Below are 15,723 nucleotides of genomic sequence, written 5' to 3'. Positions count from 1 at the left end.
ACGTGACGTCAGCGCAGGGCGATGTCAGCGCAGCTTCTGGCTGATGACCTTTGACACACCGTCGCCCTGCATGGAGACGCCGTACAACGCGTCGGCGACCTCCATCGTGCGCTTCTGGTGTGTGATCACGATCAGCTGCGACGCCTCTTGGAGCTCCTGCATGATGCGGATCAGCCGCTGGAGGTTGGTGTCGTCGAGGGCGGCCTCGACCTCGTCCATGACGTAGAACGGGCTCGGGCGGGCCTTGAAGATCGACACCAGCATCGCGACGGCGGTGAGTGAACGCTCACCACCCGAGAGCAGCGACAGCCGCTTGACCTTCTTGCCCGGCGGACGCGCCTCGACATCGACGCCTGTAGTGAGCATGTTGTCGGGATCGGTCAGGATCAGCCGCCCCTCACCACCCGGGAACAGCCGGCTGAAGACACCCTCGAACTGCAGGGCCGTGTCCCGGTAGGCCTCGGTGAAGACCTGCTCGACGCGTTCGTCGACCTCCTTGACGACCTGAAGCAGATCGGCACGCGTCTTCTTCAGGTCTTCGAGCTGCTCGCTGAGGAACTTGTGCCGTTCCTCCAGCGCCGCGAACTCCTCCAGCGCGAGCGGGTTGACCTTGCCGAGCTGCTGGTAGGCCCGCTCGGCGGCCTTGAGCCGCTTCTCCTGCTCGGCCCGCACGAACGGCTTGGGCTGATTCCGCGGGTGCTCGGGGTCCTCGGGAAGCTGCTCGCCCTCGGCGGCCAGGGACGGCGGTACGAGCTGGTGGGGGCCGTACTCGGAGACGAGCCCGGCGGGCTCCACGCCCAGCTCCTCCAGCGCCTTGGTCTCCAGCTGCTCGATCCGCATCCGCTTCTCGGCGCCGAGGACCTCACCTCGGTGCACCGAGTCGGTCAGCTTGTCGAGTTCGGCCTTGAGGTCGCGGCCCTGATTGCGGGCGACGGTCAGTTCCTGCTCGCGACGCGCCTTGGCGGCCTCGGCGGCGGTGCGCTCCTCGTCGGCGCGGGCGACGGAGACCTCGATGTGCAACAGCAGCTGCCGCGCCCCGGAGGCGACGGCTTCCGCGACGGCCGCCTCGTGGCGCAGCCGGGCCCGTCGCTGTTCGGCACGCGCGCGTGCGTCGCGCTCCGCTCGGGCGGCGCGGTCGAGGGAGTCGGCGCGGCCGGCGAGTCCTTTGACGCGTTCTTCGTGCGTACGGACCTGGAGGCGGGCCTCCATCTCGGTCTGGCGGGCGTTGGCCCCGTCGGCCGCGAGCCGGTCCCTTACCGAAGTGTCGGGCTCCTCCTCGACCGGCATCTCCTCTGCCACGGCAAGCCGCTCGGCCAGCTCCTCGACATCTTGGAGGGCCTTCTCGTACGACTCCTGGGCCCGCGCGACGGCGGCAACGGAACGCTCCGCCTCGCCTGCCGCACCCCGTGCCTGGCCTGCGAGGCGGCCGAGCTGCTGGGCCACGGCTGACTTCTCACGGTCCGCTGCCCTGCGGCGCTCGCCCAGCTCCTCTACGTGTGCGGCGGCTTCCTTGCGCTGTTCGGTTGCCGCGTGCTGGGCCTCGGTGAGTTCCTCGCAGCGGACGGCGAGCTCTTCGAGTTCGGCGGCGGCCTCGTCTACGGAGGCCTGGACTTCGAGGAGGCTGGGTGCGCCTGCGGAGCCGCCGTGGGCGAAGTGGGCGCCTAGGAGGTCGCCTTCGGCGGTTACTGCGGTGAGGTGGGGGTGGGTGTAGATGAGGTCTTCGGCGTCTTCGAGGGTGTCGACGATGACGATGTTGTGGAGGAGGCGGCGGATGGCGGGCCGGAGGTCGGAGGGGGCGCGGACGAAATCTGCCGCGAAACGCTCCGCGGGTTGTGGCGCGATCGGGGGTGCCGCGTCATGCCGTCGGGCGTCTGCGGGTTCGTGGGGGCTGGTCGCGCAGTTCCCCGCGCCCCTGAGGGGCGTTGTCGCCCCGGCGTCTTCCGGTGCTCCCGCCAGCAGCAGCGACGCCCGCCCCCCGTCCTGCTTCCGCAGCAACCGGATCGCCTCCGCCGCCGCCGACGGCGACGTCACCGCGATCGCGTCCGCCGCAGCTCCGAAAGCCGCCGCCAGCGGGACCTCGTAGCCCGGCGTCACCGTCAGCAGTTCCGCGGCCGGGCCCAGTAGTCCTGTGCGGCGGTCCTTCGCGCCGAGCAGTGCGCCGGTGCCGTCCTTGCGGCGGAGCCCCAGGGCCAGCGCCTCGTGGCGGGCCCGGGTCGCGGCGCGGCTGCGTTCCGCCGCGGTGGCCGCCTCGCGGGCCGCCGTAAGGGCCGCCTCCGCTTCCCTCAGTCGCTCCTTCGCCGCGTCGTGCTGCTCGCCGAGTTCCGTGTCGCCGGCGTCGAGTTCGTCGACCTCGGCCTTGAGTGCCTCGTACTCCTCCTGCGCGGCGAAGGCCCGCTCCTGGGCCTCGTCCCGGGCGGCGGCCAGTCGCTCTATCTCCGACTGTGCGGCGGCGGCACGCGAACGGGCCGCGTTGACCTGGCCGTTCAGCCGGGCGAGCCCCTCGCGGCGGTCGGCGATGGCGCGGGCGACATCCTTCAGGCGCCGCTCCTCCTGCACCAGCTCCCGCTCCAGTTCGGCGCGGTGGGCGACGGTGTCCTCCAGGGCACGCTCGGCCGCCTCCAGGGCCGCTTCCAGCTCGGCCTCCTGCTCGCGGATGCGGGCGGCCTCGCGCTCCATGTCCTCGGGGTCGCGGCCACGGCGCTCCTCCGGCGGCGCGGTCGTGGCGCTCTTCACGCGGGCGTCGGCCAGCGAGACCGTGCCGCGCACCCGCTCGGCGAGCTGGGACAGTTCGTACCAGGTCTGCTGGGCCCGTTGGAGGCGCGGGGTGAGCCGACGTACCTCGTCCTCAAGGAGTGCCTCGCGCTGGAGCGCCTTCCTCAGCTCCTGCTCGGCGGCCTCCTTGCGCTCCTTCAGCGCGGCCTCGTCGGCGACCTCGGCCTGCAGCGCCTCCCGCATCCGTACGAGATCGTCGGCGAGGAGACGGAGCCGGGCGTCGCGCAGGTCGGCCTGGATGACGGCGGCCCTGCGCGCGACGGCGGCCTGGCGGCCGAGCGGCTTGAGCTGCCGGCGGAGTTCGTCGGTGAGGTCCTGCACGCGCGCGAGGTTGGCCTGCATCGCGTCCAGTTTGCGGAGCGCCTTCTCCTTGCGCTTGCGGTGCTTGAGGACTCCGGCGGCCTCCTCGATGAAGGCGCGACGGCCCATGGGGTCGGCGTGCAGTACGGAGTCGAGCTGGCCCTGGCCGACGATGACGTGCATCTCGCGGCCGATGCCGGAGTCGGAGAGCAGTTCCTGGATGTCGAGGAGACGGCAGGTGTCGCCGTTGATCTGGTACTCGCTGCCGCCGTTGCGGAACATGATCCGCGTGATGGTGACCTCGGCGTACTCGATGGGCAGCGCCCCGTCGGAGTTGTCGATGGTCAGCGACACCTCGGCGCGGCCCAGGGGCGGGCGGCCGGTGGTGCCGGCGAAGATGACGTCCTCCATCTTGCCGCCGCGCAGCGACTTGGCGCCCTGCTCACCCATGACCCAGCTGAGCGCGTCCACGACGTTGGACTTGCCCGAGCCGTTCGGTCCGACGACACATGTGATGCCCGGCTCGAACCGGAGCGTGGTCGCCGACGCGAACGACTTGAACCCTCGGAGGGTCAGGGCCTTGAGGTGCACGCCGGTGGACTCTACCTTCCGGGGAAGTGTCACTCCATGAACGCACGGTTTCACCGATGAACGTGCAGGGCACACCAGACGTTAAAGAGGGTGAAAGGATGCGCGGGGCATTAAGTCGGGGGAAAGAAAGAAGGGACGCCGAAGCGTCCCTTGCAGGGCCTGACGACTGACTGGCCAGTCGTCCGACAACTACATATGACAACTGCTTAGCGGTTGGATACGGGCCGCCCAACCACTGCTGATGCTGTCGTGGAGCGATGCAGTGATCAGGTGAGCGCAGGCTCCGCCTGGTGTGCGTCGATGCTCTCCATGATCCTGTCGTGAGAAGCGGCAGCCGTCAGCGCGTCGTTCTCCGCCTGGATCCGTCCGAGCTCGGATTCCAGGTCCTGGACACGCTGCTGGAGCCGTCGCATCTCGGCGAGGAGTCGAGGGTCGGAGCCGCCGACGTAACCGAGAAGCGCCTTTGCCATGATGGATGGTCCTCCACACTGAGTGACCGACCGATGCGGTGTGGGTCGTGAGGGAATCGCACCCGCGGTTGCTTGGCAGGCCTGGAGTTGTGCTGCCGTTCAGCCACGCCAAACAGCTAAGGTGCGCGGGGCTTTCAGCGTCTCACCAAAAAGTTTGACGGTCAACACGATCACGCCCCGTATTGGCGGGCGAACCCGGGGGCACACGGCCGAGAACGGCGGCGCTGCGACTCCTGCGGGCCCCTGGGGGCGTGACGATCATCCTTCAGTGCGGAGCCTGCCACCGCAATCAGTTATTGGCAACCACCTGCTCATTTCTGCTCGGGGCAGTTGCCGGTGGCAGGTCCCTCCGGTTGCGCCAGGGCCGCTTTACAGAATCGGCTCAGCGGATGGCGAAGCCGTCGTAACCCCCGCGAGGTGTGTCCCAGATCTCGGTGACACCGTCCACACGCCCGGGCGTGTCGTCACCCTGGAGCCAGTCGAGCAGTCCCTCACAGCCATTCCGGGACCCCTCGGCGACCACCTGGACCCGTCCATCGTCCAAATTGAGAGCAAAACCACTCAGGCCGCCGATCTCGAGGGCCTTGGCCCGCGTGAACCAGCGAAAACCCACACCTTGGACGCGTCCACGCACCCAGGCGACCAACCGCACATCCTCGCTCATGAGTGCAACCTAACGGGCCAATGTCTCTCCGGGCACTTCCTCCTCTGGCGCCATGCGGTACCGTCCCCACCCAATGAATCTCATATGAAACTCACTCGATCGTGTGAGTTCTGTGAGGACGTTGAGCCCGCAAGGGCGACAACGGTCCACAAGGACGACGTCGGGTCCGCAGGGACCACGTCAGGTCCGCGGGGACTGTCAGACCGCAGGGACGAGGAAGGCCAGGACATGGGACGCCACCGACGCTCCGCCGCCGGACGCGCCGCCACGGGCCGCGCCACGGGGGTCACACATACGGACGGCTCTTATACGGAGGGCCACGACCCACGGGACTCGTACGCTAGTGACCGGCCTGTGAGAGGCATCGCGCCCTATCTGAACCCGGAGGCGTACGCCGAGGCGTATGCCCGCAGCGACGCGTACCTCTTCGCGACGGACGACGACTTCGACCGGGTCACCGCCACCACGACCTTCCCGGGCGACGAGACGGCCGCCTTCCGCAGTGAGGGCTTCACTCCGGACGCCGGCTCCCGGCGGCCGGGGGGAGGGCACCGCCGCCGCAAGAAGAAGGCCGCGGCACCGGTGAAGACCGGTCTGCTCGGTGTCTCCGCCGCGGTGGCCCTCGGCACGGTCGCGGTCGCCACGGGTGTGGTGCCCGGCATCGACAACTACCAGCTCGGCGGCGGCAACGGCTCGGACCGGGTACAGGCCGCCGACACCCCGACCAACACCCCCGCCGAGCAGGGCGGCACCTCCGGCAGCGCCGACCGCGAGGACAGCGGCGACGCGACCAGCCGCGATGTCGACCGGCCCACGTCACCGGCCCCGTCGACCTCGGCCGCGCCGACGAAGACCCCGTCGAAGAAGCCTTCGGCGACGCCGAGCGAGAAGCCGAAGGAGACGCCTTCCCGCGAGGCCACGAAGGCGCCGGCTCCGCAGAAGACCAAGGAACCGCAGAAGGAGCGGACCAGCGCCCCGGTGCAGGTCTCCGCGGAGGCGTCCGCCGCGGCCGAGGTGCTGCAACTCGTCAACCAGGAGCGCGCCCAGGTCGGCTGCAGTCCGGTCGCCGCCAACAGCTCGCTCACCGGTCTCGCCCAGGCCTTCAGCGAGGACATGGCCGAGCGCGGCTTCTTCGACCACACCTCCCCCGACGGTGCCTCCCCGTGGGACCGCGCCGCGAAGACCGGCATCACCGACCTCGGCGGCGAGAACATAGCCCGCGGCCAGTCCGACGCGGCCGCCGTCATGGAGGCCTGGATGAACAGCCCCGGCCACAAGGCCAACATCCTGAACTGCGACTTCAAGACCCTGGGCGTCGGCGTGCACTTCGGCGCGGGCGGGCCGTGGTGGACGCAGGACTTCGGTTACTAGCAGCGCAAACGTACGGCAAGGGGCTCCCGTCCGGCGGCGGGAGCCCCTTGCCGTACGTCAACGGCTACGCGGCGACCGCAGCACGCCCCCGCGAGAACACCTTCGCCGTCTCCGCCACCCGCCGCCCCAGGTGCTCCGCCGTCGCCACGTCCGCCTTGTGGACGGCGTCCGGGCCCTGGTCGGCGTTGGTCTGGGCGGCGGCTCCGGTGAAGAAGCCGAGGCGGTTGATGTCGTTCTCGGAGCCGGCGGTGTTGTTCCAGCCGGGGAGCAGGCCGAGGTTGACCCAGTGCATGCCGAGCTGGGCGGCGAGGATCTGGAAGAACTGCAGGGTGTGCAGCTTGTCGCCGCTCTTGGAGGCGGAGTTGGTGAAGCCGGCGGCCAGCTTGTCCGTCCAGGCCTGCTCGGCCCAGCGCTTCGAGGTGGCCTCGGCGAAGACGTGGAAGGCGCCGGAGGCCGTGCCCATGTAGGTCGGGGAGCCGAACACGATCGCGTCCGAGCCGTCGAGGACGGTCCACTGCTCGTCCGTGATCTCGTCCACCTTGATCAGGTGCACCTCGGCACCCGCCTCGACGGCACCGGCACGGACGGCCTCGGCGATGACGGTGGTGTGGCCGAAGCCGGAGTGGTAGGCGATGGAAACGACAGGGGTGGTCACGGGACGTACTCCTGAGATAGGCAGCTCACTGGCGATGACGAAAGGAAAGCACTAACCATGAGTTAGTGCAACCTACCGGTTAGCGCTGCGTTCGAGTACGCTTCAGATATGGACACCACCCAGGAGCGCACGGAGGCACAGAGCCTCCCGTTCAACGTGTTCGCCAAGGCCTGCCCCTCGCGCGGCACGCTGGAGCACGTCACGGGCCGCTGGGGCGGGCTCACGCTCAGCGCGCTGTACGAGGGCTCGCTGCGCTTCAACGAGCTGCGCCGCCGGGTCGACGGCGTCAGCGAGAAGATGCTGTCCCAGACGCTGCACGCCCTGGAGCGGGACGGCCTGGTGTACCGGGATGCCCAGCCGACCAATCCCCCACGGGTCGACTACGAGCTGACCCCGCTCGGACGCGGCGTCGCCGAGCGGCTGCTGAGCCTCATCCACTTCGTGGAGGGGCAGATGGACGACGTGCTCACGGCACGCCGGACCTACGACGAGACGCGCGGCGCCCTCTGACACTTCGGGCAGAAGTAGCTGGACCGGTTCATCCAGGGCCGCCTGCGCATCGGCGTACCGCACCGCTTGCACGGCAGCCCTTCACGGCCGTACGCGTCGAGTGAGCGGTCGAAGTAGCCCGACTCTCCATTGACGTTGACGTAGAGGCTGTCGAAGCTGGTGCCGCCGACCGCGAGGGCCGCGTTCATCACGTCCCGCACATGGCCCAGGAGTTCCTGGCTGCGCGGGCGGGTCAGGGTCGCGGTCGGGCGTTCGTAGTGCAGGCGGGCTCGCCAAAGGGCCTCGTCCGCATAGATGTTGCCGACGCCGCTGATCAACGACTGGTCGAGCAGGGCCCGTTTGATGGTCGTCCGCTTGCGGCGCAGGGCCTGGTGGAAGGCCTCGTCGTCGAAGAGCGGGTCGAGCGGGTCGCGGGCGATGTGCGCGATGACGTCGGGCAGACCGTCGGGGGTGTTGTCGTGCAACGACAGGCCGCCGAAGGTGCGTTGGTCGACGAAGCGCAGTTCGGTGTCGAGTGCGTCCGCGAACCGTACGCGGATCCTGAGGTGCTTCTCGTCGGGCGCGGTGTGTGGCTGGACCAGCAACTGACCGCTCATCCCGAGGTGCGCGAGCACCGACTGGTCCGTGTCCTCCAGGGGCAGCCACAGATACTTGCCGCGGCGGCTCGGCATGCCGACGCGGTGGCCCTTGAGGCGGTGCGCGAAGTCGTCCGCGCCGGCGAGATGACGGCGTACGGCACGCGGGTGCAGCACCTCGGTGTCGGCGACGGTGCGATGGGCTACCCAGCGCTCCAGTCCGCGCCGGACCACCTCGACCTCGGGCAACTCGGGCATGACATCCCCCGTACACACTGCGGGTATGGGCCGAGCGCCCGCCCCATGGCGGGACGGGCGCTCGGATCGCGCTGTTCGGTCAGACGGAGGCGGACGACGCGTCGGCGTCGCCCCCGGCGGCGTTCGCGGCCGCCTTCTTGGCGCGCTCGTCCGCGGCGGCCTTGATGGCCCGCCACGCGGATTCCGCCGCCTGCTGCTCCGCCTCCTTCTTGCTGCGGCCGGTGCCGGTGCCGTACGAGACGCCTCCGACGCGGGCGGCAGCAGTGAAGGTCTTCTCGTGGTCGGGGCCGGTCTCCGTGACCAGGTACTCGGGCACGCCGAGCCCCTCGGTCGCGGTGAGCTCCTGGAGACTGGTCTTCCAGTCCAGGCCGGCTCCGAGGTTCGAGGACTTCTCGATCAGGGGGTCGAACAGCCGGTGGACGAGTTCGCCCGCCGCGTCCAGACCCTGGTCGAGATAGACCGCGCCGATCACCGCTTCGAGGGTGTCGGCGAGGATGGACGCCTTGTCCCGGCCGCCCGTGCCCTCTTCACCACGGCCGAGCCGGATGAAGGAGCCCAGGTCGAGCCCACGGCCGACCTCCGCCAGCGCACGAGAGTTGACCACCGCGGCCCGCAGCTTGGCCAGCTGGCCTTCGGGCAGGTCGGGGTGGGTGCGGTACAGCGTGTCCGTGACCACGAGGCCCAGCACGGAGTCCCCGAGGAACTCCAGACGCTCATTGGTCGGCAGACCGCCGTTCTCGTACGCGTAGGAACGGTGGGTCAGCGCACGCACCAGAAGGGCGGACTCGAGCTTGTACCCGAGCCGCCCTTCCAACAGCGTGTGGGACGAGGCCTGGTTGTCCGATGCGTTCTTCTTCGGCGTGGACACAGTGCCTCTCACCAGCCGCTCAGACCTCGAGGACCTGGCGCTTGTTGTAAGTGCCGCAAGACGGGCACGCGATGTGCTGCAGCTTGGGCTCGTGGCAGCGCTCGCACGCAACCAGGGTGGGGACCGCAGCCTTCCACTGCGACCGGCGGTGGCGCGTGTTGCTGCGCGACATCTTCCGCTTCGGAACAGCCACGGCTACTTCTCCTGCTTCTCGTCGACGCCCGCTTCGGCGCCGTTCACCTTGTCGTTCTCGCCGTCTCCGAGTGAACCGGCGAGTCCCTTCAGTGCCGCCCAACGGATGTCGACGGCGGCATGCTGGTGGTCCGGGTCGTCCGCCAGGCGGGCTCCGCATTCGGAGCACAGGCCGGGGCAGTCTTCCTGGCACACCGGCTGCATCGGCAGTGCGAGCACCACCGCATCACGCAGCACGGATTCGAGGTCGAACAAGCCGTCCTCGAGGAAGAGCCTGTCCTCGTCGTCCTCGGCGTCGTCGCCCGGTTCCGCGCGGACGCGGCCCCGGTCATCGGCGTCAGGGTACGAGAACATCTCCTGGAATTCCGCTTCGACGTCGAGCTGAAGCGGCTCCAGACACCTTACGCACTCCCCCTCGGCCTGTGCACGGGCGGTGCCTGTGACAAGCACCCCTTCCATGACCGACTCAAGGCGGAGTTCGAGCTCGACCGGGGCGCCTTCCGGCACCCCCACGACGTCCTGGATACCGAGATCCTTGGGGGCGTCGATCGTGCGGGTCAGGCGCTGCAGCGCACCGGGCCGCCGACCCAGCTCGTGCGTGTCGAACACGAGAGGGTTGCGGTGGTCGAGGCGGGCTGTCACGCCATTCCTGCTTTCGATCTGCTGAGCTCAGAGGGTCACTGCCCCTCGGTGTTCCTGGGCAGCGTAGATCGCGGACGTACACGCGACCGAAGAGCCAGGATACTGGACCTTTCGCTCACGGCCCAATCGGCGGTCCCTTACTGGCCGCGCCCCTGCTCGTACGCCCTCAGCTGCTCCGGGGTGATCATGCCGGTGTCGAAGAGGCTGGTCTCGTCGAGGGCATACGACTGCTGGGCGGGCTGCTGCGGCTGCTGCTGGCCGTAGGCCTGCTGCTGGGCGTCGTAGCCCTGGTAGGCGTAGGGGTCGGCCTGCTGGTAGCCGTACGGGTCCTGCTGGGCGTAGGCCTGCTGCTGCGGATAGCCGCCGTAGGTGTCGTCCTGCTGGTAGCCGTAGGCCGGCTGCACGGTCTGTGGGTCGTACTGCGGCTGTGCCGGTACGGCCGCCGCGGGCTGCTCGGCCGGGGCCGCCGGGGTCGCCGGGCTCTCCCGCTCCGCGAGCGCCGCGAGGTCGGCGAGGTAGTCGGCGTCGCTGGAGTGCTGGACGGTGCTGAGGTCGTCGCCGAGGGCACCGAGGTCGTCGCTGGCGATACGGCCGTGCAGCTTCTGCCGGCCGCGGCCGACGGCCTCCAGGGTCTTGGCGAGGACGGCCTCGAAGGCGCCGAGCTTGATGTCGACGTACTGGTCGGCGTTGCGCCGCAGGGTCTCCGGGTCGCGGCTGCGCTCGGGGGCGTCCTCGTCCTCGTAGCCCTGCTCGTCGAGGCCCGGGCCGGTGCCGAGGAGCTTCTCGCGGCCGCGGCCGACGGAGCCGAGGGTCTTGGTGAGGACCACCTCGAAGTTGGCGAGCTTGGAGTCGACGTAGTCGTCGGCCTCCGCGCGGATGTCCTCGGCCTCCTTGCGGGCCTCGGCGAGGATGCGGTCGCCCTCGGCCTGGGAGCGGCGGGCGACCTCGGTGTCGGAGATCAGCGAGCCGCGCTCGGCGTGCGCCTGCCCGATGATGCGCTCGGCCTCCTGGCGGGCCTGCTCGACCATCTGCTCGCGGCCGCCGATCAGTTCCTGGGCCTGGGCGAGGGAGCCGGGCAGGGCCGCGCGGACCTCTTCGAGCAACGAGAGCAGTTCGGCACGGTTGACCACGCACGAGGCCGACATGGGCATCGAACGGGCACCCGAGACCGATGCGACGATCTCGTCGAGCTTCTTCTGTACGTCCACCGTGTGCTCGCCACTCTCTACAGCTGTGATGGAGACGGACGAGACGACTGTAGCCGCCCGTTCAACCTTGGCGCAGACGCTTGTCGAGTGCCTGGAGGACCAGCGGTGGCACCAGATGCGAGACGTCGCCGCCCCAGGTGGCCACCTCCTTCACCAGGGAGGAGGACAGGAAGCTGTAGGTGGGGTTGGTCGGCACGAAGAGCGTCTCCACGCCGGACAGACCGTTGTTCATCTGCGCCATCTGCAGCTCGTAGTCGAAGTCGCTGACCGCGCGCAGGCCCTTCACGATGGCCGGGATGTCGCGCTGCTTGCAGAAGTCGACGAGGAGGCCGTGGAAGGCCTCGACCCGGACGTTGCCGTACTCGGCGGTGACCTCGCGGATCAACTCGAGCCGCTCGTCCACCTCGAACAGGCCCTTCTTGGCCTTGTTGATCATGACGGCGACATAGACCTCGTCGTACAGCCTGGAGGCGCGGGCAATGATGTCGAGGTGTCCGTTGGTGATCGGGTCGAACGACCCGGGACAGACGGCACGGCGCACTTGTGATCCCTCGCTCTCCGGTCCGGTCATCGTGCGTCTTCGCACGTAGAGGCGTTGCCGCCGAGGGCGGCGGCGCGACCGTACCAAAACGTTCCCTCGCCGTAACGACGGGCCCGGATCGCCTCGAACCCGTCCGGCCACCGGAATTCTCCGCCTCTGGTGCTGCGCTCCACGGTGACGAGGGCCTCCGGCGCTAGCCAGCCCTCCGAGCGGAGTGTGAGCAGAATCTCGCGAAGATCGTGATCTGTGACTCGGTACGGCGGGTCGAGGAAGACGATGTCGTACGGCTCGGTCGGCGCCGGAGTCTGGACGATCTGTTCCGCTTTGCCCGCCCGGACCTCGGCGCCGGGGAGGCCGAGGTTCTTGACGTTCTCGCGGACGACGCGGGCGGCTCTGGCATCGGCCTCGACCAGGAGGGTGTGGCTCGCGCCCCGGGACAGGGCTTCGAGGCCGACCGCGCCCGAGCCGGCGTAGAGGTCGAGGACTCGTTCGCCTCCCAGGGGGCCGCCCAGGAGGGACTGCCAGGTGGAGAAGAGACCTTCGCGTGCGCGGTCCGATGTGGGGCGGGTGCCATTCCCTGGCGGGACAGCCAGGCGACGTCCGCCGGCTGCGCCGGCGATCACGCGGGTCATCTTTGGTCCTTGGTTGTGGGCGGGCTTCGGTATCAGTGTGGCTGGTCGCGCCCGCGCGGCGGTAGCCGCATAGTCCAAACAGCCCCGCGCCCCTTAGGTGGGTCTGCATCACCCCTTTTCCAGGTACTGCTCCCTGTCCTCGTCCAAGAGGGCGTCCAGGGCCGTGCGTAGGCCGGGAAGCCCCGTCAGCTCCGGGTCCGCCGCCACCAACCCCGCCGCCTCCTCCCTCGCCTCCGCGATGATCTCCTCGTCCTCGATCACCGCCAGGACCCTCAGGCTGGACCGGGCGCCCGACTGGGCCTGGCCGAGGACGTCGCCCTCGCGGCGCTGCTCCAGGTCGATGCGGGAGAGCTCGAAGCCGTCGAGGGTGGCGGCGACCGCGTTCAGGCGCTGGCGGGCCGCGCTGGCCTCCGGCATCTCGGTGACGAGGAGGCAGAGGCCCGGCGCCGAGCCACGGCCGACTCGGCCGCGCAGCTGGTGGAGCTGGGAGACACCGAAGCGGTCGGCGTCCATGATCACCATGGCGGTGGCGTTGGGGACGTTCACGCCGACTTCGATGACCGTCGTGGCGACCAGCACGTCCGTCTCCCCGGCGGCGAAGCGGCGCATGACCGCGTCCTTGTCGTCGGGGTGCATCCGGCCGTGCAGGACCTCGACCTTCAGCCCCTGCAGCGGCCCCTTGGCGAGCTGGTCCGCCACATCGAGAACGGCGAGCGGCGGGCGCTTCTCGGCCTCGTCCTCGGGGGACTTCTTCTTGCCGGACTTCTTGGGGTCGTCCTCCTCGTCGCCGATGCGGGGGCAGACGACGTACGCCTGATGGCCGTTGCCCACCTCCTCGCGCACCCGCTCCCAGGCGCGGGCGAGGAAGTGGGGCTTGTCGGCGGCCGGGACGACATGGGAGGCGATGGGTGAGCGGCCGGCGGGGAGCTGGTCGAGGACCGAGGTCTCCAGGTCGCCGAAGACGGTCATCGCGACCGTGCGCGGGATGGGCGTCGCCGTCATGACGAGCAGATGGGGCGGCTGCTTGCCCTTGCCGCGCAACGCGTCGCGCTGTTCCACCCCGAACCGGTGCTGCTCGTCCACCACGACCAGACCTAGGTCGTGGAACTGCACCTTGTCCTCGATCAACGCATGCGTACCGATGACGATCCCGGCCTCACCGGTGACCAGGTCGAGCAGGGCCTGACGACGGGCCGCCGCGCCCATGGAACCGGTGAGCAGCACGACCTTGGTGGCCTGCTCGGCACCGCCCAGCATCCCGCCCTCGGCAAGCTCGCCCATCATCTCCACGATGGAGCGGTGGTGCTGTTGGGCAAGCACTTCGGTGGGCGCGAGCATGGCAGCCTGACCGCCGGCGTCGACCGTGGCGAGCATGGCGCGGAGCGCCACCATCGTGTTGTGGGTGACCGTGAAGTTGTCCGTGACGTATGCGTGGCTCGGATGCGCCACGCTGATGCACTGGACCGGCTTTCGCCCCACGTGCTCGACGGCGCGGATTCCCCGCCGGAAGGTGTTGTATTTCGGCCGTGGCCGGACACGGTCGGCCTTACGGGTCAGCCTGAACGGTGTGTACTCGTCGGGCAACGCGACCGAGACGTTGAAAGCCGCTCGCTTCGGCAGGACGCGGGCAACGCCGCCGAGCGAGCGCACCAGCCAGGCGACATCGTCCGCAAGCCTGCGCGAGGCCGAGCAGAGCGACATGTCCATGCCGTCCGTATTGATCGTGCCATCGGTGTCCAGGAGCCCTTGCAACAGAGCGAGACGGTTCTTGACCGACGTGTTCTTGAACTCGTCCGGAACGAACTTGCCGTGCGACGTCTCGCCCCAGAGGTTCAGATCCCGCAGGGTCTGGATCACCGGGTTGCGTACTCCGCCGGCACGCTGGGAGGGCTGGATCGTGTAGTCGCAGCGAGAGCCCTTCACCGGTACGAGACGGCAGTCCGGCGCCACGGCGGCGGCCACGGCATCGCGGATCTCATCGTCGATCGTGGACAGCCGCAGGTTGTTCCGGAATGAGCCGTCCCCGAGGAGAACACCGAACAGATAGGGGTCCAGTGGCAGCCCCGAGTCGCCTCCGAGGTCGACGGGTGCTGCGGCCGGGATGTACCACTTCGAGGACCCGTTCGCCTTGAACGCATCGAGACGGATCTCCCGCGTCGTCATGACCTTGGGCGCTTGGCCCCGGTGCCACCCACAACTCGTTCCGACGATCCAGAGATGCTCGTCGTCGCACTCCACGGAGCTTCCGTCGGAAAGGACCAGGCGCCACACATCGCGCTCTCCTTGCGGGAAGACGCCGTCGATCAGCGCGATCTCCCCGTTCGGTACGACGACTTCGTCACCGACCCGCATCTCCCCCATCCGACGGAAACCGGCGGGTGTGAGCACGAGCGCGTCGAGGGGTTGGGCCTTCCCCGATCCGACCTCCCCCTGGAGCAGCCGGTGCATCGGATGCTCGGTGGCGAGGTCGTCGAAGATCTCCTTCGAGACCTTCTGCTGGCCCTCGGTGAGGGTGAAGGGGAGGCGGGCGTCGAAGGCGGTGAGGAGGCCGTCGGGGCTGGGGCGGCGGGCTACGGCGGGGAGTTGGGCGTCGGCGAAGCGGCGGCGGGCGAGGGCCACCTGGAGGACGAAGGCCTCGTCCCACTTGAGGCGGGAGCGGGCGTCGTCGATGTCGGCCTTGGTGTGCGGGCGGTGGATCTTGAGGAGGGCCTCGGGGAGGGTGACCAGGCCGCGGCCCTCGCGGAGGGAGTCCGGGAGGGGGTCGATCGCTTCCTGGGCACTGGGCAGGACCGTCTGGATGGCCTTGCCGATCTTCCAGGACTCCAGCTTGGCGGTGGCGGGGTAGAGGGGGATCAGGGCTCCGGCCCAGGTTTCCACGGTCTCGTCCGAGTCGCCTCGCAGCAACTCGTACGCCGGGTGTGCCAGTTGCAGGCGGCGGTTGAAGACCGACACCTTGCCCGCGAACATCGCGCGTGTGCCCGGCAGCAGCTCTTTGTGGGGCTTGTGAACGCCGTTGCCGAAGAAGACCAGTTGGAGTCGGCCACTGCCGTCGGTGATCGTGACTTCGAGGCGCTGGCCCTTGCCCCGGGGTGCCCTGCTGGAGGCGAAGGTGTGCAGACGGGCGTCGGCGACCATGGCGACCACCGTGACGTGTTCGTCCATGGGGAGGTCGGCGAGGTGGGTGAGCTGGCCGCGCTCCTCGTATCTGCGGGGGTAGTGGTGCAGGAGGTCGCCGACCGTGTGCAGGCCGAGATGCTCGGCCATCACCTTCGCGGTGGGAGGGCCGAGCACTTTCTTCAGTGGTTCTTCCAGTGCGGGCACGAGATCCATTCCACACCACGGCACTGACATTGCCGTAGAGGCCGTGGCGGCCGTCCCGGTAAACGTCCCGGAAACCCCTGGTCAGACGGCTCGCTTCGGCCCTAGGATGACGCGCTCCGGCCATCCTTTCGCGGTCACCGCCTCACCGGGACC

Annotated in this window: 14 protein-coding genes; 2 read left to right on the top strand and 12 right to left on the bottom strand. The window is 69.3% G+C overall.

All coding sequences use genetic code 11. From position 1 onward, the window contains the following. Positions 1-24: 24 nt before the first annotated feature. The 3 genes from smc to IE325_RS28730 form a co-directional block, all read right to left on the bottom strand. Positions 25-3,663, bottom strand: coding sequence for a chromosome segregation protein SMC (gene smc / locus IE325_RS28740; RefSeq protein WP_190072994.1), 3,639 nt, complete (start codon positions 3,661-3,663; stop codon positions 25-27). A 266-nt stretch (positions 3,664-3,929) separates the two neighbouring features. Next, positions 3,930-4,133 (bottom strand): hypothetical protein, encoded by a 204-nt coding sequence (locus IE325_RS28735; protein ID WP_030048901.1) that lies wholly within the window; start codon positions 4,131-4,133, stop codon positions 3,930-3,932. 382 nt (positions 4,134-4,515) lie between these two features. Continuing rightward, positions 4,516-4,797, bottom strand: a complete 282-nt coding sequence (locus IE325_RS28730; RefSeq protein WP_190072993.1) for an acylphosphatase — start codon at positions 4,795-4,797, stop codon at positions 4,516-4,518. 228 nt (positions 4,798-5,025) lie between these two features. Here IE325_RS28730 and IE325_RS28725 point away from each other — a divergent pair, with 228 nt between their 5' ends. Continuing rightward, on the top strand, positions 5,026-6,168 hold the full coding sequence (locus IE325_RS28725; protein WP_190072992.1) for a CAP domain-containing protein: 1,143 nt from the start codon (positions 5,026-5,028) through the stop codon (positions 6,166-6,168). 64 nt (positions 6,169-6,232) lie between these two features. On the opposite strand, the gene IE325_RS28720 is transcribed toward IE325_RS28725, so the two are convergent. Continuing rightward, the gene (locus IE325_RS28720; protein WP_190072991.1) at positions 6,233-6,823 is read right to left on the bottom strand and encodes a flavodoxin family protein; all 591 of its coding nucleotides are present in this window, start codon (positions 6,821-6,823) and stop codon (positions 6,233-6,235) included. 108 nt (positions 6,824-6,931) lie between these two features. Here IE325_RS28720 and IE325_RS28715 point away from each other — a divergent pair, with 108 nt between their 5' ends. Next, positions 6,932-7,333, top strand: a complete 402-nt coding sequence (locus IE325_RS28715) for a winged helix-turn-helix transcriptional regulator (protein ID WP_190072990.1) — start codon at positions 6,932-6,934, stop codon at positions 7,331-7,333. Here the strand turns inward: IE325_RS28715 and mutM are convergent. From mutM to IE325_RS28675, 8 genes are all read right to left on the bottom strand, one after another. Further along, the gene (gene mutM / locus IE325_RS28710; protein ID WP_190072989.1) at positions 7,306-8,166 is read right to left on the bottom strand and encodes a bifunctional DNA-formamidopyrimidine glycosylase/DNA-(apurinic or apyrimidinic site) lyase; all 861 of its coding nucleotides are present in this window, start codon (positions 8,164-8,166) and stop codon (positions 7,306-7,308) included. The genes IE325_RS28715 and mutM overlap by 28 nt on opposite strands. Before the next feature lie 79 nt (positions 8,167-8,245). Then, positions 8,246-9,034: a ribonuclease III gene (rnc, locus tag IE325_RS28705; RefSeq protein WP_190073104.1), complete on the bottom strand. Its 789-nt coding sequence runs from the start codon at positions 9,032-9,034 to the stop codon at positions 8,246-8,248. Between the two features lie 19 nt (positions 9,035-9,053). Further along, positions 9,054-9,227 carry a 50S ribosomal protein L32 gene (gene rpmF, locus IE325_RS28700; protein ID WP_007493396.1) on the bottom strand — a complete coding sequence of 58 codons (174 nt, stop codon included), beginning with the start codon at positions 9,225-9,227 and terminating at the stop codon, positions 9,054-9,056. Between the two features lie 2 nt (positions 9,228-9,229). Beyond that, a complete protein-coding gene (locus IE325_RS28695; protein WP_190072988.1) occupies positions 9,230-9,868 on the bottom strand; it encodes a YceD family protein in 639 nt (212 codons plus the stop codon). A 137-nt stretch (positions 9,869-10,005) separates the two neighbouring features. After that, entirely contained in the window at positions 10,006-11,076 is a 1,071-nt protein-coding gene (locus IE325_RS28690; RefSeq protein WP_190072987.1) for a F0F1 ATP synthase subunit B, read from the bottom strand. Between the two features lie 61 nt (positions 11,077-11,137). Then, positions 11,138-11,617 carry a pantetheine-phosphate adenylyltransferase gene (gene coaD / locus IE325_RS28685; RefSeq protein ID WP_190072986.1) on the bottom strand — a complete coding sequence of 160 codons (480 nt, stop codon included), beginning with the start codon at positions 11,615-11,617 and terminating at the stop codon, positions 11,138-11,140. Positions 11,618-11,643: 26 nt separating this feature from the next. Beyond that, on the bottom strand, positions 11,644-12,249 hold the full coding sequence (gene rsmD / locus IE325_RS28680) for a 16S rRNA (guanine(966)-N(2))-methyltransferase RsmD (RefSeq protein ID WP_190072985.1): 606 nt from the start codon (positions 12,247-12,249) through the stop codon (positions 11,644-11,646). 108 nt (positions 12,250-12,357) lie between these two features. After that, the gene (locus IE325_RS28675; protein ID WP_190072984.1) at positions 12,358-15,579 is read right to left on the bottom strand and encodes a helicase-related protein; all 3,222 of its coding nucleotides are present in this window, start codon (positions 15,577-15,579) and stop codon (positions 12,358-12,360) included. Between the last annotated feature and the right edge of the window lie 144 nt (positions 15,580-15,723).

This window comes from Streptomyces lanatus, assembly GCF_014655715.1.
Lineage (GTDB): Bacteria > Actinomycetota > Actinomycetes > Streptomycetales > Streptomycetaceae > Streptomyces > Streptomyces lanatus.
The sequence above is the reverse complement of the archived record's forward strand: the minus strand, read 5'-3'. Positions and strand labels throughout refer to the sequence as shown.